Source organism: Neisseria oralis (assembly GCF_045062685.1).
In the GTDB taxonomy this organism is placed as follows: Bacteria; Pseudomonadota; Gammaproteobacteria; order Burkholderiales; family Neisseriaceae; genus Neisseria; species Neisseria oralis.
Genome location: NZ_JBJGEB010000003.1, coordinates 132,968 through 155,878 on the forward strand (window position 1 = coordinate 132,968; position 22,911 = coordinate 155,878).

Sequence of the window (22,911 nt, forward strand, 5' to 3'; positions counted from 1 at the left end):
ATTTTTCAGACGGCCTCATCATATTTTTCAAACCGGCCGGTTATGCCCGAAGCCTTGTCCGAATCAGGCGTAATGCCCCGCACCGAGGATGCAGGGTTTGGATGCGCCCGTGGCGCGGTGCGGGTTGCCGGGGAGGCGGTTGAACCAGCAGGCGGCCAGCCAGCCGAAGGCGGCGGCTTCCACCCATTGCGGGTCGAGGCCGAGTTCGGCGGTGCTGTGCAGGCGGATGCCTTTCGGGGCGAACAGGGTATTCAGGCTCGCCGTCAGCGCGCCGTTGCGGATGCCGCCGCCGCAGACGTAGATGTTTCGGACGTCGGGCGCGGTGGAGACGACTGCGTCGAATACCGTTTGCGCGGTGTATTCCAGCAGCGTCTTCAATACGTCTTCTGGCCGCTCGCCGCCTTTCAGACGGCCTTGAAGCCAGTCGAGCGAAAACAGTTCGCGCCCCGTGCTTTTGGGATGGGGCAGGGAGAAATAGGGGTGGTCGAGCAGGGTGGCGAACAATTCGGGCAACACTTGCCCTTGTGCCGCTTTTTCGCCGTTCTGGTCGTAGGGAAGCTGCCAGATATGCCGCATCCACGCGTCCATCAGCATATTGCCCGGGCCGGTGTCGAAACCGGCGGCGGGCACGTCCGGCGGCAGGATGCTGATGTTGGAGATGCCGCCGATGTTGAGGACGACGCGGGTTTCGGCGGGATGGCCGAATAAGGCCTGATGGAAGGCGGGCACCAGCGGCGCGCCTTGCCCGCCTGCGGCGATGTCGCGGCTGCGGAAGTCGCCGACGGTGAGGATGCCGCTCAGTTCCGCCAGCAGCGGCAGGTCGGCAAGCTGGATGCTGTAACCGTGTTCCGGCGCGTGGCGCACGGTCTGGCCGTGGCAGCCGACGGCGGTAATCTGCGCCGGCGTCAGTCCGGTATCGTGCAGCAGTTTGCCGACTGTCTGCGCGTAGAGGCGGGAAAGCGTCTGCGCCAGCATACGGCTGCGGTGCAGTTCGTTTGCGCCGACGTTCTGCAAGTCGAGCAGCTGCTGCCTGAGGCCGTCTGAATACGGTACGAACGCGTGGGCGGCGGCTTCCCGCCATTGCGTTCCTTCCATGCGGATGAGGACGGCGTCGGCGCCGTCCATGCTGGTTCCCGACATTATGCCGATATAGTATTGGCTGTTCATTGTTGGCGGTTGTCTGATTCGAAAGGCGTATTTTAACGCGGTTTGCGGCCTGCCGGTGCGGCGGAAGGGCATGTCGCGCGTTCCGCTATCGGCGGAACATGATTAAATGGTAGAATGAAACCGTAATCAGAAATTTGCAGGCCGGACGGAATACTTTAGAGAAAAGTTTCAGACGGCCTGTACGAAATCCGGCGGCACCGGCGCCCTGTATGTCCACAGGCGTTTGCCTGAACCACAACTTGTTCTCTTTCAAAAGGAAATCATAATGCGCCCAACCCAAACGAGCGCGGATTTGAAGCTGATTAATATCATGTTTGCCGCCATGCTGGTCTGCATGACGGGTTATTTCATCTACTGGGGGCTGGGCTACACTCATTACAGTCATCCTGGTCTGTTCTTGCTGGCCACACTTTTCGGTGTGTTTATGGCGTTCAACGTCGGCGGCAACGACATCGCCAACTCATTCGGTACCAGCGTCGGTTCGGGCACGCTGACCATCCCGCAGGCATTGCTGATTGCGGCGGTGTTCGAGGTCAGCGGCGCGGTGATTGCCGGCGGCGAAGTAACCGATACCATCCGCAAAGGCATCGTCGATTTGAACGCGGTCAATCTGGAGCCGATGCAGTTCGTCTATATCATGATGTCCGCGCTGCTGGCGGCCGCCTTGTGGCTGCTGTTCGCCTCGCGCAAAGGCCTGCCCGTTTCCACCACCCATGCGATTATCGGCGGCATCGTCGGCAGCACGCTGTGTGTGGCGGTGATGGCCGATGCCGATGCGGGTGCGATGGTCCGGTGGGGCAAACTGGGCGAAATCGCCGTATCGTGGGTGCTGTCGCCGGTGTTGGGCGGCGCGGTGTCGTTTCTGGTGTTTTCGCAGATTAAGAAATATGTGCTCGACTACAATGCCTGGGCGGACGAAACACTCAAAGGCATCAAGCAGGAAAAGAAGGCATATAAAGAGCAGCACCGTCTGTTTTTCGAAGGACTGAGCGAAAGCGAAAAAGTCGAATACGCCACCAAAATGGCGCACGATGCGCAGATTTACGACGAACCGGATTTCGAACCGGAAGAGCTGCAATCCGACTACTACCGCGGCCTATACGAACTGGACAACCGCAAAAACAGTATCGATTCTTATAAAGCCCTGCATTCGTGGGTGCCGTTTATCGCCTCAATCGGCGGGATGCTGATTTCCGCCATGCTGATTTTCAAAGGGTTGAAAAACTTACAGCTGGGCATGAGCAACGTCAACAGCTTCCTGACCATTTTCATGATCGGCGCGGCGGTGTGGATGGGTACGTTCGTGTTTGCCAAAAACCTGAAACGCAAGGACTTGGGCAAATCGACCTTCCAAATGTTTTCCTGGATGCAGGTGTTTACCGCCTGCGGCTTCGCCTTCAGCCACGGCGCCAACGACATCGCCAACGCCATCGGCCCGTTTGCCGCCATTATGGATGTGCTGCGCACCGGCAGCATCGCCGAGCAGAACGCCGTGCCGTCGATTGCCATGCTGACTTTCGGTATCGCCCTGATTGTCGGTCTGTGGTTTATCGGCAAGGAAGTGATTAAGACCGTTGGTTCCAACCTCGCCGCGATGCACCCCGCGTCGGGCTTTACCGCCGAACTCTCCGCCGCCGCCGTGGTGATGGCCGCATCGTTTATGGGCCTGCCCGTATCGAGTACGCATATTCTGGTCGGCGCGGTCTTGGGTATCGGTTTGGTCAACCGCAACGCCAACTGGGCGTTGATGAAGCCCATCGGTTTGGCTTGGGTTATTACGCTGCCCGCCGCCGCAGTGCTGGCCGTGGTCTGCTATCTGATTTTACAGGCCGTGTTTTAGGTTGCGTCTGCCGATACGGAGAGGCCGTCTGAAAAATATTTTTCAGACGGCCTTTGTCATTGTGGTTTGTTATGCGGATGGCGGAATCGGAATTTACAAATCAAATTCCGCCCATACCGGCGCATGGTCGCTGGGGCGTTCCTGCGCGCGGGCGTTCGAATCGACCTGCACGTCTTTCAACACCGCTGACAGGGCGGGGCTGACCAGCAGGTGGTCGATGCGCAGGCCGAGGCCGCGTTGGAACATCGCGCCGCGGTAGTCGAACCATGTGTAAAACGCGCCTTCGGGATGGATTTGGCGCAGGCTGTCGGTCAGGCCCAAGTCCAGCAGGTTTTTGAACCAGCCGCGTTCGCTGTCGGTGCACAGGATTTTGCCGCGCCATTTTTCGGCGTCGTAGCAGTCGTCGTCGGTCGGGGCGATATTGAAATCGCCGAGCAGCACCAGTTTTTCATAACGCGCCATCTCGTCGCGCACAAACTCGGTCAGGGCGGCGAACCATTGTTGTTTATATTGGAATTTGGGGCTGTCGGGCGCTTCGCCGTTGACGCAGTAAACGTTGATGACGCGCACGCCGCCGATGGTGGCGGCGATGACGCGCCGCTGCGGGTCGTCGGGCATGGCGGGCAGGCCGGTGTGGACGTCCTGCGGTTCGCTGCGGCTGATGATGGCGACGCCGTTATAGGTTTTCTGGCCGCTCCAGACGCTGTGCCAGCCCATCATTTGCAGGGCGGCGGCGGGGAATTTGTCTTGGTCGAGTTTCAGCTCTTGCAGCACCAATACGTCGGGCTGGTGGTCGGCGAGCCAGTTTTGTACCTGCGGCAGGCGCACGTTGAGGGAATTGACGTTCCAAGTGGTGATTTTCATGGGGATTCCGTTGGTCGGGCAGGCCGTCTGAATCGGGTTTCGTGCGAAAGCCCGTCCGCAAACGGGAGAGACGGCGCGGTCCGAAAGTTTCGAACCGCGCGATTGTAGCATATCGTGCCGCCTCAGGCTGCGGCGGGCGTGTTTTGCAGTTGGCGCAGGGTGCGCAGCAGGGTGGCGGTAGCGTCGGAGGTCAGGCGGTATTCGATGACGCGGTGGTAGCGCGTGAAATCGACCACACCTTGGGTACGCAGTTTGGCGAGGTGGTTGGAAATCGAAGTGGCAGACAGGCCGACGGCTTCCGCCAGTTCGGGAACGCTGTGTTCGCTATCGAGCAGCAGGAACAGGATGGCGCGGCGTTCCGGATTGGCAATCAGTTTCAGCAGGGTTGAGATTCTTTGGTTTTCCATAATGTAAAGCTCCCGTCGCAGAACATCGTGTTAGGCGGATTCTGTCTGATTTGATTTATGCGTTTAGAAACGAACCGGACGGCAAACAGGTCGAGAATAAAGAGAATGATTCTCTCTATGCCGTTTGTTCTTGATTTCTACCGTTTATATGAATAGGCAGTTTACCTGAATCGCGGGAGACTGAGTGTGGGTTGCCGTAAAAATCAGCGTAAATAATTGCTATTTAGTGTGGTTTCACAACAGTTACTTTAGGTACTGATAAGCCGGCGGCCCGACTTGCAGGGGATATTATGGAAGCGGGGGATTCGGGCCGTCTGAAAATGCCGTATTGCCTTTTCAGACGGCCTTGTGCATGTGTCAACCGGCCAGTTTTACCGCCAGTTCCGCCAGCCGTTTGCCTTGTGCGAAGGCGATTTCATGTTCGTCGGGCGTGAGCGCGGCTTTGCCGTCGTGTCCGGCGACATGCGACGCGCCGTAGGGTGTGCCGCCGCTTTGGGTGTGGTTCAGGGCGTGTTCGCTGAAGGGGATGCCGCTGATAATCATGCCGTGGTGCAGGAGCGGCAGCATCATGGTAAGCAGGGTGGACTCTTGTCCGCCGTGCAGGTTGCCGGTGCTGGTGAACACGGTGGCGGGTTTGCCGGCAAGCTCTGCCCCCAGCCATTGCGGAATCGTGCCGTCGATAAAGTATTTCATGGCGGCGGCCATGTTGCCGAAATGGGAGGGGCTGCCCAGCGCGAGGCCGGAGCAGGTTTTGAGGTCTTCGGCAGTGGCGTAGGGCGCGCCGCTGTCGGGAACGTCTTTTTCGACGGCTTCGCAGACGGCGGAGACGCCGGGTACGGTGCGCACCACGGCTTCGCAGCCGGACACGCTTTCGATGCCGCGGGCGATTTGGCGGGCGAGGTTGAGGGTGCTGCCGCGTCGGGAATAAAACAAAACAAGGATTTTCAAGGGATTTGGGTTCATTGCGGTTATTCCGTTACAATGGGTGGCAAATGGGTTTCAGACGGCCTCGGACAGGGCCGGGGCCGTCTGAAACGACGGATTGATAAAAAGGAAAAGAGTATGCCGTTTTCGGTTTGGTGGCAAGGTTTGGCCAAAGGGAAACTATTCGGATTCGCCTGGTTCGTGGTGCGGCGGTTTAACGAGGTGCGCGTGCCGCAGGTGGCGGCCAGCCTGACGTTTACGTCGCTGCTGGCCTTGGTGCCGGTGTTGACGGTGGCGGTGGTGATTGCGTCGGCGTTTCCGGTGTTCGACGAATGGTCGAACTCGTTTGTCGGCTTTATCAACCGCACCATCGTGCCGCAGGGGGCGGATATGGTGTTCGACTATCTGAACCAGTTCCGCGCAAAGGCCAGCAGGCTGACCGCCATCGGCAGCGTGATGCTGGTGGTTACGTCGCTGCTGCTGATTCAGACGGTGGACGGCACGTTCAACCGCATTTGGCGCGTCAGCGCGCAGCGGCCGCTGCTGATGCAATTTCTGGTGTACTGGGCGTTGCTGACGTTCGGGCCGCTGTCGCTGGGCGTGGGGCTATCGCTGTTGTTCAGCCTGCTGCACGGCAGCGGTTTGGAAACGTCGTCGCCACTGCTGGCGGGCTGGCTGAAAGTGGGGGTGTCCGTCGGCTGCAGTACGGCGGTGCTGTGGTTTGTGTACTGTTTCGTGCCCAACCGCTATGTACCTGCGCGGCAGGCGTTGGCGGGGGCGTTCCTGACCGCCGCCTGCCTTGAAATCGCGCGGATTCTGTTTGCCTGGTATATGGGCAGGTTCAACGGCTATACTTCGATTTACGGCGCGTTTGCCGCCGTGCCGTTTTTTCTGCTGTGGCTGCATCTTCTGTGGACGCTGGTGTTGTCGGGGGCGGTGTTGACTGCTTCGCTGTCCTACTGGCAGGGCGAGGCTTTCCGCCGCAACTTCGATTCGCGCGGCCGTTTCGACGATGTGTTGAAAATCCTGCTGCTGCTCGACACGGCGCAACAAACCGGCCGCGCGCTGCCGGTGCGGGAGTTCCGCAAACATATCAATATGGGTTACGACGAGTTGGGCGAGCTGTTGGAAAAGCTGGCGCGGCATGGTTATGTGTATGCGGGCAAGCAGGGCTGGGTGTTGAAAACGGGCGCGGAATCCATCGAGCTGGCGGAATTGTTCAAGCTGTTTGTGTACCGTCCGGCGGCGGTGAATAAAGACAGCGTCAATGCAACGGTCGGCCACATCATGCAGCCTTGTCTGGAAACGATGAACATGTCGCTGGCCGAGTTCAGCGTGCATACGCAGAAGCGGGAAAAAGAATAAGGGCATCTTCGGACAAATTATATGAGGCCGTCTGAAACCGGATTTTCAGACGGCCTCATGCCGTTTTGCGTCGGAGGGAAAGGTGTTTGACGATATAATGCGGACTGTTTGCCTGTCTTTTAAATATTTTTATGAAAACCGCCGTCCTCGCTGCACTCTGCCTTTCCGCCTCCCACGCTTTTGCCGCCCATGCCCTGAGCCTCGGCCAGCCGCCGAAATATCCGGCGGGGTTTAAGGCGTTTGATTATGTCAACCCCGATGCGCCCAAGGGCGGGACGTTCACGCTGCCGGTGCAGGGCGGGTTTGACACGCTCAACCCGTTCACGCTCAAGGGCGACCATGAGGCGGGCACGGCCATGCTGACTTTGGACACGCTGATGGAAAAAAGCCTGGACGAGCCGTTTACCATGTACGGCCTGTTGGCGGAGGATGCGGCGTTGGCTTCAGACGGCCTCTCGGTTACGTTCCGGCTCAATCCTAAGGCGAAATTCCACAACGGCGACCCCGTGCTGGCCGAAGACGTGGCCTATTCGTTTAAAACGCTGACGCAGGACAAGGCCGCCGCGCCGATGTACAAATTCTATTGGGCGGATGTGGCGGCGGTGGAAACCCCCGCGCCGCGCACGGTGGTGTTCCGCTTCAAAAAGCGCAATGCCGAGCTGCATATGATTCTGGGCGAACTGCCCGTGTTTTCGCACAAAAGCTTCCCGAAGGGGCTGGAAGCCGCAGCCAATACGCTGCCCATCGGTTCCGGCCCGTACCGTTTCGCCAAAGCCGAGGGCGGCCGCCTGAGCGAGTTTGTCCGCGATAAAGGCTATTGGGCGCGGAACCTGCCGGCGGGCAAGGGGCGTTACAATTTCGACGTGGTGCGGTTCAAATATTTCAAAGACGACAGCGTGCGCATTGAAGGCATCAAGAGCGGGCAATATGATTTCGTGCAAGAGAATATCGCGCGCAACTGGGCGCGCGCCTATCCCGCAGACATGCTGAAAAAACGCGGTCTGAGCAAACACGAATGGATACAGCACAGCACGGCCGGAATGCAGGGCTTCGTGATGAACATGCGCCGCAAACCGTTCGACGACATCCGCGTGCGGCGGGCGATGGTGGAGAGTTTCGATTTCGACAACGTCAACAGCCGCCTGTTTTACGGCACATATCGCCGCAGCAACAGCTTTTTTACCAACAGCGATATGGCGGCGTTTGGCAAGCCGTCGGGCGGGGAACTGGCCCTGCTCGAACCTTTGCGCGCGCAGCTTCCCGCCGCCGTGTTCACGGAAAACGTGCCCGAACCGCCGAAAACCGACCCGAAAACGGGTGTGCGCCCGCAGCTTCTGAAAGCCCGCGCGCTGCTGGAGCAGGCGGGGTACCGCTACCGCAACGGCAGGTTGGAAGACCGGCAGGGCAGGCCGCTGACGTTTGAATTTCTGTCGCCGAGCAAGACTTATGAGCGTGTGGTGGCGAAGTGGCAGCGCGATTTGGCGAAAATCGGCGTGGGGATGACCGTGCGGCTGGCCGATTCGGCGGTGTATCAGAAACGGATCAACGGTTTTGATTTCGACATGACGATTACGGTGTATGCCAACAGCGAAAGCCCGGGCAACGAACAATTCGACTATTTTAGTTGCGCGTCGGCAAAAACCGACGGCAGCCGCAACCTTGCCGGCGTATGCAGTCCGGCGGTGGAAACGCTGCTCAAAGGTTTCGGTGGGTTCAAAAACCGCAGCGAACAAACCGCTTCGGCGCGGGCACTCGACCGCGTCATCCGCCATCAGTACATCATCGTCCCCAACTGGTTTTCCGACCGCTACCGCGTGGTTTACCGGGACACGCTGGGTATTCCGAAAACCCTGCCGCAATATTACAGCCCGATGGCCTGGGCGGTCGGCACGGGTTGGAAAAAATGATGTTGTACTTTAAAAGCAACAAACCTTCAGATAAAAGGTAACAAAATAAATACGAACGGTATTTTATGTTGTCAAAATATTCTTCCAAGTTATAATAATGTTAAAGGCATAACGGTAAGCATATACCGGTGTCTGAAGTCTGCCGGTGCCTATACCGGCGGACAACAATAAAAAAACCAAACATATTACGCGGAAAACATTATGCAACTTACAGACTATACCGGCACGTTTTCAGACGGCCTCTTCCCCTATTTATGGTGGATAATACCCTTGGCTGCGGCAGCTTATCTTTCTAAGAGTATGCTGCTGAAACATTTTTTCGAACGCTTTGCCGTCAATACGCAGGCGCAGTGCAGGCTCGATGCGGAGCATTATCACGAGTTCAGGAATTTGGACATCCGCAGCAACGGCAGGCACGAGCAGATAGATTATGTGTATGTATCGCGCTTCGGCATTTTCGTTGTGGCCGCCCCCGGCTGTCAGGGACGGATTTTCGGCGACAGCGACGGTGCGTTCTGGCGGGAGGAATATCACAAACACAAAACGGATTTCCCCAATCCGCTGCTGAAAAACCAAATGTATATCCAAGCATTGGCCAAACAGCTCGAATTGTCGCCCAGAATGTTCTATTCGGTGGTGGCGGTAACGGGGAACTGCCAGTTTCAGAGCGTGATGCCCGACAACGTATTGGATGTCGCCGATTTTGCCGACTATATCGCGCAATACGGCGAAGAAGTGCTGGACGATCTTGAAGTTGCTCGGATTAAATCGGCATTGGAAGTCAATGAGTTTGATGTGGTGTTCAGCCGCACGGGGTTTGACAGGCAAGCGTGGGAGTCATAGCCGTTATTTGCTGCGGCTGTTTATCGGGCGATAGCGTGCCGGTATTCCCAACGTATCCATGCCCCAATTTGTAAAAAGGCCGTCTGAAAAATTATTTTCAGACGGCCTTTAGGATTGGAAACGGCAAACCGGTTTATTTGATGCCGACGATGCAGAAAGAAGGCGCGGTACGGCGGATTGCCCGTCCGTCCTAGCGTTTTACGCCGCTCAGACGCGCCCAGCCCTCTTCGGTTTCGGCAGGCTCGATGTCGAACCATTGACTGTAAATTTCGCCCAGTTCTTCGGATTGTTCGGCCAACAGGCCGGAAAGGACGATGCGCCCGCCCTGTTTGGTGCGGGCGGCCAGCATTTCGCCGAGCATACGCAGCGGGTTGGCCAGAATATTGGCGACGACCACGTCGAATTGACCCTGCGGCAGGCCGTCGGGCAGGTAGAAATACGCCTGAACATTGTTTTGCGCGGCGTTGTCGTTGCTGGCGCGGATGGCTTGTTCGTCAATATCGACGCCGACGGCGGAACCTGCACCGAGTTTGAGTGCGGCAATGGTCAGGATGCCGGAACCGCAGCCGTAGTCTAAGACGCTTTCGCCGCCTTTGAGCTGCGTGTCCAACCATTTGAGGCACAGGCGGGTGGTCGGGTGGCTGCCGGTGCCGAAGGCAAGGCCGGGATCGAGTTGCAGGTTGACGGCATTGCCTTCGGGTGCTTTATGCCAAGACGGGGTAATCCACAGCCTTTCGGAAATCTGAATCGGATCGAACTGTGATTGGGTCAGCCTTACCCAGTCTTGGTCTTCGAGTGTTTCACTGTCGTAGGATAAGTCTTTCAAACCGCATTCCTGCGCGGCAGCTTTGACGGCGGCAGCAGCTTCGTCGTGTTCGCCAAAAAGGGCGATGACTTTGCTCTGCTGCCAGATTTGTTCGGCTGGCATTCCGGGTTCGCCGAAAATCGCCTGTTCGTTTTCCGTACCTGCGTAAGCGTCTTCAATCGCGGCGGACAATGCGCCGTGCTCCATCAGTGCGTCGGCAAGGCGTTCGGCGAGATGGTCGTTTACGGCGATGGTGATTTGTTGGTATGGCATAAGGGCTTTCGAAAGATAAGGCCGTCTGAAAAGGCGGCTGTATTGTTTTATATTTTCCGGTTGTTTTCAGGATGTTATTTTAGCGGATAAGCCGTTATGGCAAAAGGCCGTCTGAAAACGCCGGCAAAGGCTGCGGGGCGTTTCAGACGGCCTTCCGGCGGAACGTTATTCGGCTTCTTTTTCTTTGCGTTCTTTGCGCTCTTCCAGCCAGTGTTCCAGATAGTGGATGCTGACGCCGCCTTCTTGGAAACCTTGGTCGTTGAACAAATCGCGGTGCAGCGGCGTATTGGTTTTGATGCCGGTAACCGCCAGTTCCGCCAGTGCGACGCGCATTTTCGCCATTGCCTGTCCGCGGGTTTTGCCGATCACGCAAACTTTGCCGATCAGGCTGTCGTAGTACGGCGGGATGCGGTAGCCTTGGTAAATGTGGCTGTCCACGCGGATGCCGAAGCCGCCGGGCAGGTGGCAGCTTTCAATCAGGCCGGGGCTGGGGATGAAGTTGTACGGGTCTTCGGCGTTGATGCGGCATTCGAAAGCATGGCCTTCGACTTTGATGTCTTTTTGCTGATATTGCAGCGGCAGGCCGCCGGCAATGCGGATTTGTTCCTGCACGATGTCCACGCCGGTAATCAGTTCGGTAACGGGATGTTCGACTTGGACGCGGGTGTTCATCTCGATAAAGAAAAATTCGCCGTCTTCATACAGAAATTCGAACGTACCAGCCCCGCGGTAGCCGATGCGTTTGCAGGCGTCGGCACAGGCTTGGCCGATTTTTTCGCGCTGCTCGGCGGTAATGAACGGTGCGGGGGCTTCTTCAATGACTTTTTGGTGGCGGCGTTGCAGCGAACAGTCGCGCTCGGCAAGGTAGATGGCGTTGCCGTGTTCGTCGGCAAGCACTTGGATTTCGACGTGGCGCGGGCGTTGCAGGTAGCGTTCCATGTATACCATCGGATTGCCGAACGCCGCACCTGCCTCGGTTTTGGTCATTTCGACGGACTTGATGAGGTCTTCTTTCCTTTCGACCACGCGCATACCGCGTCCGCCGCCGCCGCCTGATGCTTTGATAATCACGGGATAACCGACTTTGTCGGCAATTTTGAGGATTTCGGCGGGGTCGTCGGGCAGTGCGCCGTCCGAACCGGGAACACAGGGCACGCCTGCCTCAATCATCGCGTGTTTGGCGGAAACTTTGTCGCCCATCAGGCGGATGGTTTCGGCGCGCGGGCCGATGAAGGTAAAGCCGGACTGCTCGACCTGCTCGGCGAAATTGGCGTTTTCGGCAAGGAAGCCGTAGCCCGGATGGATGCCGTCCGCGCCGGTTACTTCTGCGGCGGCGATGATGGCGGGAATATTGAGGTAGCTTTGGGCGGATGCGGCGGGGCCGATGCACACGGATTCGTCGGCGAGTTTGACGTGCAGGCTGTCTTTGTCGGCTTCGGAATGCACGGCGACGGTGGCGATGCCCATTTCGCGGCAGGCGCGCAGTACGCGCAGGGCGATTTCGCCGCGGTTGGCGATTAATACTTTTTTCAGCATGATAACCTTTCTTATGGTTTTCAGGCGGTGGAAATTGCGGATGCTGCCTGTTGTCGGGAAAGCGGGCGGGGCGGATTACGTTCGGGAAACGGCGGGTTCGGAGCGGAATACCGCCGTTACGAAATGCCGGTTCGCCCTAACGCCTGTCGGCAGCCCCTAATGCGTTGCGGATTTTCTGGTCGGTCTTGTACTGGCTCAATGCGTATACCGACCAGATAGCGGCGGGAACCCAGCCGATAAGGGTCAGTTGCAGGATTAGGCAGATGATGCCTGCAATGGGGCGGCCGATGGTGAAAAACTGCAGCCACGGAAGCAGCAGGGCCAGAAGTAAACGCATATTTTCCTCGGAGGTTTCGGAAAGCGTTTCAGACGGCCTGCGGAATGGGCAGGCCGTCTGAAAAACGGTTATTCGATAATGAACAGCGGTTCGCCGTATTCGACGGGTGTGCCGTTATCGACCAAGATTTCTTTGATGACGCCGGATTTTTCGGCTTCGATTTCGTTCATCAGCTTCATGGCTTCGATGATGCACAGGGTGTCGCCTGCCTTGACCTGCTGGCCGATTTCGACGAATGCGGGTGCGTTCGGGCCGGGTGCGCGGTAGAAGGTGCCGACCATCGGCGATTTTTGCGCGTTGGACAAATCGCGGACGGCAGGTGCGGCCGATACGGCGGGCGCGGGTGCGGCGGCAACCGGCGCGGCGGCTACGGGGGCAATGGCGGCGGGTGCGGCAAAAACGGGTTGTGCGGCAGTGGCGCGGGTGATGCGTACTTTTTCTTCCCCTTCGGTTACTTCGATTTCGGCGATGCCGGATTCTTCAACTAAATCGATTAGTTTTTTCAGTTTGCGTAAATCCATTTCGTTTCCTTTAAATCAAGGTTGCGGCGGCCTGACTGCCACGGGGTTTGCGTGAATCCGAAGGGCTTTTTTACCGGTTTGTGCAAGGCCCGGCCGGATGTTTCGGTTGGAAATCCAAGTGGATTATTTTCTCGAACTTGCAGGTAAATGTCCAGTAAATTCTTAAAAAATGCCGTTTTTCGTAAAAAAATGCAGAAAAGGGCGTTTTGGGCGGACTGGCGGCGCAGACGGCGGAAGCCTGCTGCGAACCGTCGGATTTTCAAACCGGAAGAAGCGGGTTGGGAAGATGGAATATGCGTATAATGGCGGTATTTTTTCAGAAGAATGTAAAGAATGGATATTTCCGATTTCGATTTCGATTTGCCGCAGGCGTTGATTGCGCAGCACCCGCCGAAAGTGCGCGGCGGGAGCCGCCTGTTGGCCGCGCTGCCCGATATGCCGCTGCAAGACGCGGTGTTTTCCGATTTGCCGGACTATATCGGCGCGGGCGACGTTTTGGTGTTTAACAATACCAAAGTAATGAAGGCGCGGCTGTTCGGGCAGAAAGAAAGCGGCGGCAAAATCGAGGCGCTGATAGAGCGCGTTTTGGACGGCCATACCGCGCTGGCGCATATCCGTTCGTCGAAGTCGCCGAAAGCCGGAACGGTGCTGATTTTCGAAGGCGGCATCCGCGCCGTGATGATTGAACGTGCGGGCGAATTGTTCTGCCTGCGCTTCGACGGCGGGCAAACGGTTTACGAACTGTTGGAACAAAACGGCCGCCTGCCGTTGCCGCCCTATATCGAGCGGGCGGCGGACGATGACGACGACAGCCGCTATCAGACCGTCTATGCCAAGTACCAAGGGGCGGTGGCCGCGCCGACGGCGGGTCTGCATTTTACCGACGAACTCTTGGGCCGTCTGAAAGCCAAAGGCGTGGAAACGGCGGAAGTAACGCTGCACGTCGGCGCGGGGACATTCCAGCCCGTGCGCGTCAGCAATATTGCCGACCACAAAATGCACAGCGAATGGTTCGACGTGCCGCCGGAAACCGTGGCGGCAATCGAGGCGGCGCAGGCGCGGGGCGGCAGGGTATGGGCGGTCGGTACGACTTCCATGCGGGCGTTGGAGTCGGCGGCGCGGGAGACAGGCCGTCTGAAAGCGGGGCGGGGCGATACCGATATTTTCATCACGCCGGGCTACCGGTTCAATGTGGCCGACCGCTTGATTACCAATTTCCACCTGCCCAAATCGACGCTGCTGATGCTGGTTGCCGCGTTTTCCGGCATGGAACACATCCGCGCGGTTTACCGTCATGCGGTGGAACATGAATACCGCTTCTTCAGTTACGGCGACGCAATGCTGCTGGGGCGGGCCGGCAGATAGGCCTGCTTCACGCGAAATGATTGCAAATAACGGCACAGGCCGTCTGAAACGGCTTGTGTCGGATGCGGCCTTGGTTTTCAGACGGCCTTACGGCCTCTCCGCAGCCGAAGGACGATACGTCCCGCCGCATTAAACGCTATAATCCCGCCACCTTTTACCATACGACCGACCATGTCCGACCACCGTATCAACCACGAACCCGCCTTCCTGCTTGCTTCCGTGCCGTGGCGCGAGAGCAGCCTGCGGCTCGAAGTATTCAGCCGCAGCTACGGCCGCGTGGCCCTGTTGGCGCGCAGCGCGCGCAAGCGGCAGAGCGAGTTGCGCGGCGTGCTGGTGCCGTTTGTGCCGATGAGCGCGTCGTGGTACGGCAGCGGCGAACTGAAAACGTTGCACCGAGCCGAATGGCTGGGCGGCTGGCCGCAACCGCAGGGCAGGGCTTTGTTCAGCGGGCTTTATGTGAACGAACTGGTGCTCAGGCTGACCGCGCGCGAAGACCCGCAGCCGGAACTGTACGACGCTTTGCGGGACGTGTTGCAAACATTGTGCCGCCAGCCCAACCATGCCGGTGCGTTGCGCCGGTTTGAATGGAAACTGCTCGACAGTCTGGGCTACGCCCCCGATTTGCAGCGCGACGGCAACGGCGACCCCGTCGGTACCGGCCGCCGCTACCTCGTCCGGCCCGAAGAAGCCGTGATGCCGTTGGAGCAGGACGATGTTCGGACTGCCGCGGAAGTGGCGGTTGACGGCGGCACGCTGCTCCAGCTCAGGCAAGGAAAGTTCGACAGCGGCGAGAGTTTGCAACAGGCTCTGCAGATTACCCGCCTGCTGCTGGATTTCCGTCTGCCCGACGGCATCAGGTCGCGGCAGGTTTTGCAGCAGTTGCAGCGTTTTCAGGGAACGATGCCCGGCGGCGGTGCGGATTGAACGCGGTCAGGCAGTATGTTTACCGATACAGGATAATTTTCAGACGGCCTGCTTGAATCCCGACGCAGGCTGTTTTAAACTGACGCGGTTGTTACGTTATATCACAAAGGATAAAAAATGAAACATTGGAAATTCGGCGCCATCGCCGCTTTGCTGACCGGCGCAGTTTACGCGGCACCGCTGCCCGTCGTAACCAGCTTCAGCATTCTGGGCGACGTCGCCAAACAAATCGGCGGCGAGCGTGTCGCCGTGCAAAGCCTAGTTGGCGCCAACCAAGACACCCACGCCTACCACATGACCAGCGGCGACATCAAAAAAATCCGTGATGCCAAACTGGTTTTATTGAACGGCCTGGGTTTGGAAGCCGCCGATGTGCAGCGTGCCGTCAAACAAAGCAAAGTTCCCTTCGCCAAAGCAACCAAAGGCATACAGGCGCTTAAAGCCGAAGAAGGCGGTCATCATCATGACCACGACCACGAAGGCCACCACCACGACCACGGCGAATTTGACCCGCATGTCTGGAACGACCCCGTCTTGATGACGACCTACGCCCAAAACGTCGCCAACGCCCTGATTCAGGCAGACCCCGAAGGCAAAACCTATTACCAACAACGCTTGGGCAACTACCAAGTGCAACTGAAAAAACTGCACAGCGACGCTCAAACCGCCTTTAACGCCGTTCCCGCCGCCAAGCGCAAAGTCCTGACCGGACACGATGCTTTCTCCTACATGGGCAAACGCTACAATATCGAGTTCATCGCCCCGCAAGGCGTGAGCAGCGAAGCCGAGCCGTCCGCCAAACAAGTCGCTTCCATCATCCGCCAAATCAAGCGCGAAGGCATCAAAGCCGTGTTCACCGAAAACATCAAAGACACGCGCATGGTTGACCGAATCGCCAAAGAAACCGGCGTCAACGTCAGCGGCAAACTCTATTCCGACGCACTCGGCGGCGCACCCGCCGACAGCTATATCGGCATGTACCGCTACAACGTCAAAGCCTTGACCGACGCGATGAAGAAATAAAACCGCTCTTGATTGGTTTGAATTGAAAAAAGTCAAAAGGCCGTCTGAAAACGTCGAATTCAGGTTTTCAGACGGCCTTTGCTGTGTTTGGTAACTATATGTTCCTGTTGTATAATTGCCTGCTTAAAAATGAATAATGACAATATAGGAACCACCATGACAGAAACCATAGAACGCGACAGTATGCAATACGATGTCGTGATTGTCGGCGCAGGCCCGTCGGGTTTGTCCGCCGCCATCAAACTCAAGCAGCTTGCCGAAAAAAACGGGCGCGAAATCAGCGTTTGCGTGGTGGAGAAGGGTTCTGAAGCGGGCGCGCATTCGCTGGCGGGTGCGGTCATTGATCCGATTGCGCTGAATGAGCTGATTCCCGACTGGAAAGAAAAAGGCGCGCCGCTGACGCGTGCGGTAACGCAGGACAAAGTGTTGTTCCTGACGGAGAAAAAGGCGTTCAATCTGCCCGTTACTCCCAATTTTGACAATCACGGCAACTACATCGCCAGCTTGGGCGAAGTCGTGCGCTGGTTGGCGGAGCAGGCGGAAAATATGGGCGTGGAAATCTATCCGGGCTTTGCCGCCGCCGAAGTGCTGTATCACGAAGACGGTTCGGTCAAAGGCATTGCAACCGGCAATATGGGCATCGGCAAAGACGGCGAGCCGACCGACAGTTTCCAGCCCGGCATGGAGCTTTGGGCGCAACAAACCCTGTTTGCCGAAGGTTGCCGCGGTTCGCTTTCCAAACAAGTCATCGAACGTTTCCAACTCGACCGAAACAGCCAGCCGCAAACTTACGGCTTGGGCATCAAAGAGATTTGGGAAGTGTCGTCTGAAAAACATCAGCCTGGTTTGGTGGTACACAGCGTGGGCTGGCCGCTGGACAGTCAAACCTACGGCGGTGCGTTTGTTTACCATTTCGACGACAACAAAGTCGCCGTCGGCTTCGTGGTCGGTTTGGACTATCAAAACCCTTATCTGTCGCCGTTTGAAGAGTTCCAACGCTTCAAAACCCATCCCGAAATCCGCAAAACCTTCGAAGGCGGCCGCCGCATTGCTTACGGCGCGCGTTCGCTGATTGAAGGCGGTCTGCAAAGCCTGCCGAAGCTCTCGTTCAAGGGTGGCGTTTTAATCGGCGATGCGGCGGGTTTCCTCAATATGCCGCGTATCAAAGGCATTCATACCGCGATGAAATCCGCCATGCTCGCCGCAGAGGCCGTGTTTCCGTTGTTGGAAAACCTTGAAGAAGTGGAGGGTTTCGACAGCAACAAAGAAGCGGCGGATTATCAGCAACGTTTTGAACAAAGCTGGCTGTATCAAGAGCTTTACGCCGCGCGTAATGTGCGTCCGTCATTCAAATGGGGCGTTTACCTCGGCTCAATCTATACCGGCATCGACCAGATGATTTTCAGAGGCAAAGCCCCGTGGACCTTGAAACATCACGGCAAAGACAACGAGCAGCTCAAAAAAGCCGCCGCGTGCAAGCCGATTGATTATCCGAAACCCGACAGCGTGTTGACCTTCGACCGTTTGAGCAGCGTTTTCCTTGCCAACCTTGCGCACGAAGAAAACCAGCCCGACCATTTGGTGCTGAAAAATCCGCAAACGATGATAGACGTGAACTACAAAGAATACGCCTCGCCCGAAACGCGCTATTGTCCAGCGGGTGTGTATGAAATCGTTGAAGAAAACGGCAGCCCGCGCCTGCAAATCAACGCCGCCAACTGCGTTCACTGCAAAACGTGCGACATCAAAGACCCGACGCAAAACATCACTTGGATTTGTCCCGAAGGCGCAAGCGGGCCGAATTACGGCGGGATGTAGGGAGAAGGTGTTGTCTGAAAACAAGCAAGGCGGAAACGGTGAGTTTCCGCCTTTTTCGCCCCTATCCGCAACCATATACAACGGGATAGAGAGAGGGATAGGCCGTCTGAAAAGTCGGGGCAGGAGAACATGGAATTGTGATCCTTTGTATGAGAGTATATTTGTATGCATTTTAGTTAATAAAAGTATATTTTCTTTTGTTATTAAAAAATATTAAGAAAAATTAGCTACGCTTAAGTCATATGGTGAAGTCTTGAAAAACCGTATAGAGTGGGTTTTATTTAATTCTTTCATTTTATTATGAAAAATTCAAATAAAAAATGTTTCAGATATACGGAAAAACTAAAACGCTTTTTCTGAAAATAACGGGAAACAGGCGAACAAAACTACAGAACGATAGTCCCAAAAGACATCAAGTGCTTGAATTTCAAGTGTTTGATATTGGTTTGTGCTGTGGCTGGATACTTTAAACAAGGTTTTAAACAGACGGGCAGCTTGTATGCGAACATGGTCAACGGCAGACAGTTGTCGGCTGGGGTCATTTGGAAAGAAAGGAGTAGAAGATGCCGCATTCGGTATTACACGGTATTTTGAGTTCATGCATGTGCCTTTTTATCGCCTTATGCGCGGCCGCTCTTGCCAGATGGTTTTATCTGTTGGCAACAGTCGGTTTTTCATGGGATGCGTCGGCCGTTTATGCAAAAGCGTTTTTAGTATTTTTGGTTTTAAGCATTTTTTCCTATAAGGTGGTTTCCACCTTGTCTTAACCTGTTTTTCATAAGGAGTATGTAATGCAAACTAATGTTGCGAATACTGGTATGTATGAATTGGCTGTAAGTGATATGCAATTGGTTGCTGGAGGCGGCTGGGGAGAGGCTCTCGGTTACGGAGCTTTAGGTGCGGCCGTCGGCGGTGCTATCGGCGGTGTGCTGGGTGGTGTAGGCGGTGCGGCAGGAGGATTTGCTGTAGCTGGGCCAGCTGGTGGTGTTGCAGGAGCCAAATACATAGGAGGCTTGGGTGCCGCAGTCGGCGGTGCGTTCGGCGCGGGCTATGGATCAGGGCGGTAAGCTTGTATAGTTTGTCGATTTTTTAATTTCCAATTTCTTAATTTTTAAATTTTTATGGTGTTTGAAAGGAGAGAGTTATGCAGGCACTTACTTTAAATGGACAGGTGATGGCTGCCAATCATTCCGGTATGCGCGAACTTGCCTTTGACGAAATCCAATTGGTCTCGGGAGGCAGTTGGGATAAAGCATTTTCTTGGGGGGCTGCCGGAGCCGGAATCGGCGGTGCCATCGGCGGCGTATTGGGCGGTGCCGGCGGTGCGGTAGGAGGTTTTGTGGTCGGTGGTCCGGCAGGTGCGTTTGTCGGTGCGGGTGCAGGTGCGAAAGCAGGTGCGGTCGTCGGTGGCGGTGTAGGAGCGACTGTCGGTACTATAGCTGGTGCAATGCAATAAATAAACATTCAATTGCCCGGTCAAAAGCTTAAACACATCATGCGATATATGTTTTTAATCGAATGTGGCCGTTGAATTGCGATCGGGTGCAATTGGTTGTTTTTTAAAAGGCCGTCTGAAAACAGTTAAAGATTTTCAGACGGCCTTACCGCATTTGGTAACCATCTGTCAGTATTGTATAATTTTTCAAACAAATCCAGATTGCCAGCCATGCAATACACCGTTTCCCAAGCCATGCGGCAAGACCTGCCCGCTATTGTCGCCATCTACAACAGTGCGGTCGAAACCCGCCAATCCACCGCCGACCTTGCCCCCGTCGGCACGCAAGACCGTCAGGCTTGGTTTGAGGCGCATACCGGCGACAGGCCGCTTTATGTTTTGAAAAACCAAACGGGCGAAGTGTTGGCGTGGGGCAGTTTCAGCGACTATTATCCGCGCCGCGCCTACCATATCAGCGCGGAAATCAGCATTTATGTCCGTCATGACATGCGCGGCGCGGGGATGGGCAAAATCCTGCTGCGAAATATGCTCGAACGCGCGCCCTCGCTGGGCATACGCAACGTGCTGGCGGTGATTTTCGGCCACAACCATGTCAGCCTGAGGCTGTTTCATTCTATGGGTTTTCAGGAATGGGGGCGGCTGCCGCAGGTGTGCGATTTGGAAGCCTTTGCCGCCGATGTTGTGATTTTGGGCAAAAAGATTTTGGATTGAGTCGGTTAGAGGAAGGAGGCCGTCTGAAACCTGTGTTTCAGACGGCCTTTTCCGTTATGCGTGAAGGGCGGTTAAATGACACGGTAGGGGTCATTTCTGCCCGCGCCGCAGTTCCGCCAAATGTTGTCTGACCTGTTTCACGGTCTTTTCGGTAAACAGGTTGACGATGTTTTTCCAGATGCTGTGGTAGCCGTAGGGGCCGTGCAGCATTTCCTCTTTTGCATCTGCCACCGTCCAGCCCTGATAAATAATACGGTACATTCCCGAAATCAGTCCCGTGCGGTCGGCGCCGTGGTAGCAGTGAATCAGTACGGCACCTTGTCGCTGTTGTTTTTCAATCAAATACAGCGTCTGCGCAATATCTTCCGGCTTGATGCGCCACGAACGCAGCGGGCGGTTGAGCAGCGTCAGTCCGCGGTTTTTCAGGTGGGTGTCGTTGTCGTTGCGGTCGAAATAACGCAGGTTGATGACGCTTTTGATGCCGAGTTTCTCAATCGTGTCCCCGTCGTCCGCCACGGGCTGCTCGCTGCGGTACAGTTTGTCGTCGATGCGGTACAGGTTCGCATCCTGCTTTACCGAAGTCGCCCAGCGGCTCCGTTTTTCCGACGGCACGGACGCAGGATTGGCGGCAAAGGCAGACAGGGGCAGGGCGAGAAGCAACAGGGTGAGAACGGCGCGCATGAAATGTCCTTGATAAACGAAATAGGCGGATTGTACTGAAAGGCCGTCTGAAAATAAATTTCAGACGGCCTCTGCCTTTCTTTATTTCTATAGGCGGTAATTTTCACAGCCTGACTGATTGCCGTTATTACATGCCATACCGAGCCACTCTTTGGCAACTTTCAGATTTTGACGGACACCTTGCCCTTCGGCATACATCATACCCAAATTGTATTGGGCTCGGGCATTGCCCTGTTGTGCCGCTTGGCGAAACCATTTGGCCGCCTGTGCATAATCTTTGCGTACGCCCAGCCCGTCGTAATACATCGCACCCAAATTAAATTGGGCTTGGGCAAATCCCTGTTGTGCCGCTTGGCGGTACCATTTGACTGCCTGTGTGTCATCTTTACGCACACCCAGCCCCCTACCATACATCACACCTAAATTGTATTGGGCCAGGACAAATCCCTGTTTCGCCGATTGGCGATACCATTTGACCGCTTCGGCATAGTCTTGGCGAACGCCGCCCTGCCCTTTAACATACATTAAACCCAAATTGAATTGGGCAGCGGCATTCCCCTGTCTCGCCGATTGCAAGGTTTTCTGCAAGTCAGGAACATCATCCGCCCAGACTGCTTGCCCTATGCCTAAAGCCAGCAAGGCAAGCATCATTTTTTTCAGTAAGGTGTTCATCTTAAAATCCTGTTTTTATTCAGAAGGCTTTTTAAACCATTTTTCCAACGCCGGAATCCGCGACAGCAAAGCCGTATCCAAGAGCCAAATCACGGCGATGGCGGCGATGGCGGTCGGGAACAATACCGCCACAATCAAAAGCGGCACAGCCATTGCCCACCATACCGGCAACTCGATTTTCTGCGCCGGAGGAACCAGTCCGCCCGCATTGGCAGGGCGGCGTTTCCACCACATCACGCAGCCGCTGACGCAGATGAAAATAACCGCCAGGCAGAACAAGACGTTCGCCAGCACGCTCCACCAACCCAGCGTTCCCATGTGCAGCGCGATGCTGGCCGCCATAAATTTGCCGAAGAAGTTGTAATCGTCGAAACGGATGTCGGCCAGGATTTTGCCGCTGTATTGGTCGATGTGCACCGTGCGGTCGGCGGTCGGGCTGACCATGTCGTAGCTCATCGAATCCTGCGACAGCGTCCACACGCCCGTTTCGCCTTTGGGCAAGTTGAGCTGGTAGCGGCCTTTGAAACCGATTTCGCGGGCGAAGCGGTCAACCGTTTCCAAAGTCATCGGTTCGCTCGGATTGATGCCGTTTTCGCCCTTCGTCGTACCGGAAACAGGCATGGGCGTGAGTTCCAGAATCCACGGTACTTCTTTGGTTTTGCCGTCGTTCAGCACATCGCCGTGGGTCGGCACGACGGATACGGGGTTCGGTTCGACGCCCCATTTGCCGGCGGGGAACTGGCTCCAAGACTGAACGAACTTACCGCCCCAAATGCCCGCCCAAGCAACACCAGACAGGCAGAACAACAATAAAATCAAAGAAACCCAAGTGCCGAATGCGCCGTGCATGCTGCGCCACCACGAGCGTCCTTTGCCCGTTTGCGGCGCAAGCATGGCTTTCAGGCTGCGCTGTTTCGCCCACCACAAATAAATCCCTGTAATCATCATCAAGATAGTCAGCGACGCGGCGGTTTCTATCAGGTAATCGCCCGCCGTGCCGAGCATCATATCGCCGTGGATTCCATCCATCGTGTGATACCAGCCCTCATTGCGCGGCATGGAACTGACGACTTTCGCCGTGTAAGGATCGACGGCGACCATGGTCGCTTTGTCGTCGTTGTTCACGCGGAACACGGCAACCATATCGTCGGCGCGCGGCGCGATATATTGCACCACCGAAGCGGTTTCGGGGTTCACAGACTGCCGTGCCGCTTCCGCCTGCGCCGACAAAGGCTGCACCTGCGCCTGCGGGGTAACGTGTATGCGCTCGCCCTCTTTGCCGGTGATGTTGGCGAATAGAAGCATGCCCAGACCCGTTACGGCAAGCAGGGTCAGAAAGGGCGCGACCAATAGCCCGAAATAAAAATGCCACCGCCACACGGTCAGGTAGCGGCGGTTGGCCTGTTGGTCGGAGGTGGTTGTTTTAGGGTCCATGTATTTCGTTCTCTCTATCAAATGAAAAATCAAAAGGG

At 56.2% G+C, this 22,911-nt stretch carries 23 protein-coding genes; 11 read left to right on the plus strand and 12 right to left on the minus strand.

Annotated features, from left to right (window positions below; genetic code table 11):
• Positions 1–63 precede the first annotated feature (63 nt).
• Complete coding sequence (locus ACI43T_RS03985; RefSeq protein ID WP_405385611.1) at positions 64–1,167, minus strand: anhydro-N-acetylmuramic acid kinase; 1,104 nt, start codon at positions 1,165–1,167, stop codon at positions 64–66.
• 265 nt (positions 1,168–1,432) lie between these two features.
• Between ACI43T_RS03985 and ACI43T_RS03990 the strand changes: the two genes are divergently transcribed.
• A complete protein-coding gene (locus tag ACI43T_RS03990; protein WP_308024778.1) occupies positions 1,433–3,007 on the plus strand; it encodes an inorganic phosphate transporter in 1,575 nt (524 codons plus the stop codon).
• Between the two features lie 93 nt (positions 3,008–3,100).
• On the opposite strand, the gene xth is transcribed toward ACI43T_RS03990, so the two are convergent.
• The 3 genes from xth to wrbA form a co-directional block, all read right to left on the minus strand.
• On the minus strand, positions 3,101–3,871 hold the full coding sequence (xth, locus tag ACI43T_RS03995) for an exodeoxyribonuclease III (protein ID WP_405385669.1): 771 nt from the start codon (positions 3,869–3,871) through the stop codon (positions 3,101–3,103).
• 122 nt (positions 3,872–3,993) lie between these two features.
• Positions 3,994–4,278 carry an ArsR/SmtB family transcription factor gene (locus ACI43T_RS04000; RefSeq protein WP_405385612.1) on the minus strand — a complete coding sequence of 95 codons (285 nt, stop codon included), beginning with the start codon at positions 4,276–4,278 and terminating at the stop codon, positions 3,994–3,996.
• Positions 4,279–4,635: 357 nt separating this feature from the next.
• Entirely contained in the window at positions 4,636–5,241 is a 606-nt protein-coding gene (gene wrbA, locus ACI43T_RS04005; protein WP_314105196.1) for an NAD(P)H:quinone oxidoreductase, read from the minus strand.
• Positions 5,242–5,340: 99 nt separating this feature from the next.
• On the opposite strand from wrbA, the gene ACI43T_RS04010 reads away from it, so the two are divergent.
• The 3 genes from ACI43T_RS04010 (at position 5,341) to ACI43T_RS04020 (ending at position 9,317) form a co-directional block, all read left to right on the plus strand.
• Complete coding sequence (locus ACI43T_RS04010; RefSeq protein WP_377080364.1) at positions 5,341–6,567, plus strand: YihY family inner membrane protein; 1,227 nt, start codon at positions 5,341–5,343, stop codon at positions 6,565–6,567.
• A gap of 131 nt (positions 6,568–6,698) precedes the next feature.
• Positions 6,699–8,474 carry an extracellular solute-binding protein gene (locus tag ACI43T_RS04015; protein ID WP_405385613.1) on the plus strand — a complete coding sequence of 592 codons (1,776 nt, stop codon included), beginning with the start codon at positions 6,699–6,701 and terminating at the stop codon, positions 8,472–8,474.
• 201 nt (positions 8,475–8,675) lie between these two features.
• Positions 8,676–9,317, plus strand: coding sequence for a nuclease-related domain-containing protein (locus ACI43T_RS04020; protein ID WP_405385614.1), 642 nt, complete (start codon positions 8,676–8,678; stop codon positions 9,315–9,317).
• Between the two features lie 190 nt (positions 9,318–9,507).
• Here the strand turns inward: ACI43T_RS04020 and prmA are convergent, their stop codons facing one another.
• The 4 genes from prmA to accB all read right to left on the minus strand — a co-directional run bounded on the left by prmA (position 9,508) and on the right by accB (position 12,789).
• Positions 9,508–10,395, minus strand: a complete 888-nt coding sequence (prmA, locus tag ACI43T_RS04025; RefSeq protein ID WP_405385615.1) for a 50S ribosomal protein L11 methyltransferase — start codon at positions 10,393–10,395, stop codon at positions 9,508–9,510.
• Between the two features lie 165 nt (positions 10,396–10,560).
• A complete protein-coding gene (accC, locus tag ACI43T_RS04030; protein ID WP_308025006.1) occupies positions 10,561–11,931 on the minus strand; it encodes an acetyl-CoA carboxylase biotin carboxylase subunit in 1,371 nt (456 codons plus the stop codon).
• A gap of 136 nt (positions 11,932–12,067) precedes the next feature.
• Positions 12,068–12,268: a YqaE/Pmp3 family membrane protein gene (locus ACI43T_RS04035; RefSeq protein ID WP_009174674.1), complete on the minus strand. Its 201-nt coding sequence runs from the start codon at positions 12,266–12,268 to the stop codon at positions 12,068–12,070.
• A gap of 68 nt (positions 12,269–12,336) precedes the next feature.
• On the minus strand, positions 12,337–12,789 hold the full coding sequence (gene accB, locus ACI43T_RS04040) for an acetyl-CoA carboxylase biotin carboxyl carrier protein (protein ID WP_138627941.1): 453 nt from the start codon (positions 12,787–12,789) through the stop codon (positions 12,337–12,339).
• Positions 12,790–13,122: 333 nt separating this feature from the next.
• Here accB and queA point away from each other — a divergent pair, with 333 nt between their 5' ends.
• The 4 genes from queA to ACI43T_RS04060 all read left to right on the plus strand — a co-directional run bounded on the left by queA (position 13,123) and on the right by ACI43T_RS04060 (position 17,919).
• The gene (gene queA, locus ACI43T_RS04045; RefSeq protein ID WP_405385616.1) at positions 13,123–14,154 is read left to right on the plus strand and encodes a tRNA preQ1(34) S-adenosylmethionine ribosyltransferase-isomerase QueA; all 1,032 of its coding nucleotides are present in this window, start codon (positions 13,123–13,125) and stop codon (positions 14,152–14,154) included.
• A gap of 171 nt (positions 14,155–14,325) precedes the next feature.
• A complete protein-coding gene (gene recO, locus ACI43T_RS04050; RefSeq protein ID WP_405385617.1) occupies positions 14,326–15,078 on the plus strand; it encodes a DNA repair protein RecO in 753 nt (250 codons plus the stop codon).
• Positions 15,079–15,195: 117 nt separating this feature from the next.
• Entirely contained in the window at positions 15,196–16,101 is a 906-nt protein-coding gene (locus tag ACI43T_RS04055; protein ID WP_405385618.1) for a metal ABC transporter solute-binding protein, Zn/Mn family, read from the plus strand.
• A 156-nt stretch (positions 16,102–16,257) separates the two neighbouring features.
• On the plus strand, positions 16,258–17,919 hold the full coding sequence (locus tag ACI43T_RS04060) for an electron transfer flavoprotein-ubiquinone oxidoreductase (RefSeq protein WP_405385619.1): 1,662 nt from the start codon (positions 16,258–16,260) through the stop codon (positions 17,917–17,919).
• Positions 17,920–18,261: 342 nt separating this feature from the next.
• Here ACI43T_RS04060 and ACI43T_RS04065 read toward each other — a convergent pair whose 3' ends face one another.
• On the minus strand, positions 18,262–18,519 hold the full coding sequence (locus tag ACI43T_RS04065) for a hypothetical protein (protein WP_405385620.1): 258 nt from the start codon (positions 18,517–18,519) through the stop codon (positions 18,262–18,264).
• A 242-nt stretch (positions 18,520–18,761) separates the two neighbouring features.
• Between ACI43T_RS04065 and ACI43T_RS04070 the strand changes: the two genes are divergently transcribed.
• From ACI43T_RS04070 to ACI43T_RS04080, 3 genes are all read left to right on the plus strand, one after another.
• Positions 18,762–18,986, plus strand: coding sequence for a hypothetical protein (locus ACI43T_RS04070; protein WP_405385621.1), 225 nt, complete (start codon positions 18,762–18,764; stop codon positions 18,984–18,986).
• A 77-nt stretch (positions 18,987–19,063) separates the two neighbouring features.
• Positions 19,064–19,375 (plus strand): hypothetical protein, encoded by a 312-nt coding sequence (locus ACI43T_RS04075; protein WP_377081014.1) that lies wholly within the window; start codon positions 19,064–19,066, stop codon positions 19,373–19,375.
• A gap of 210 nt (positions 19,376–19,585) precedes the next feature.
• Positions 19,586–20,086 carry a GNAT family N-acetyltransferase gene (locus ACI43T_RS04080; protein WP_405385622.1) on the plus strand — a complete coding sequence of 167 codons (501 nt, stop codon included), beginning with the start codon at positions 19,586–19,588 and terminating at the stop codon, positions 20,084–20,086.
• A gap of 90 nt (positions 20,087–20,176) precedes the next feature.
• On the opposite strand, the gene ACI43T_RS04085 is transcribed toward ACI43T_RS04080, so the two are convergent.
• The 3 genes from ACI43T_RS04085 to ACI43T_RS04095 all read right to left on the minus strand — a co-directional run bounded on the left by ACI43T_RS04085 (position 20,177) and on the right by ACI43T_RS04095 (position 22,873).
• Complete coding sequence (locus ACI43T_RS04085; protein WP_405385623.1) at positions 20,177–20,767, minus strand: protein-tyrosine phosphatase family protein; 591 nt, start codon at positions 20,765–20,767, stop codon at positions 20,177–20,179.
• A gap of 87 nt (positions 20,768–20,854) precedes the next feature.
• Positions 20,855–21,439, minus strand: coding sequence for a tetratricopeptide repeat protein (locus ACI43T_RS04090; protein ID WP_377081008.1), 585 nt, complete (start codon positions 21,437–21,439; stop codon positions 20,855–20,857).
• A 15-nt stretch (positions 21,440–21,454) separates the two neighbouring features.
• Positions 21,455–22,873: a PepSY-associated TM helix domain-containing protein gene (locus tag ACI43T_RS04095; RefSeq protein ID WP_405385624.1), complete on the minus strand. Its 1,419-nt coding sequence runs from the start codon at positions 22,871–22,873 to the stop codon at positions 21,455–21,457.
• Positions 22,874–22,911: the final 38 nt, after the last annotated feature.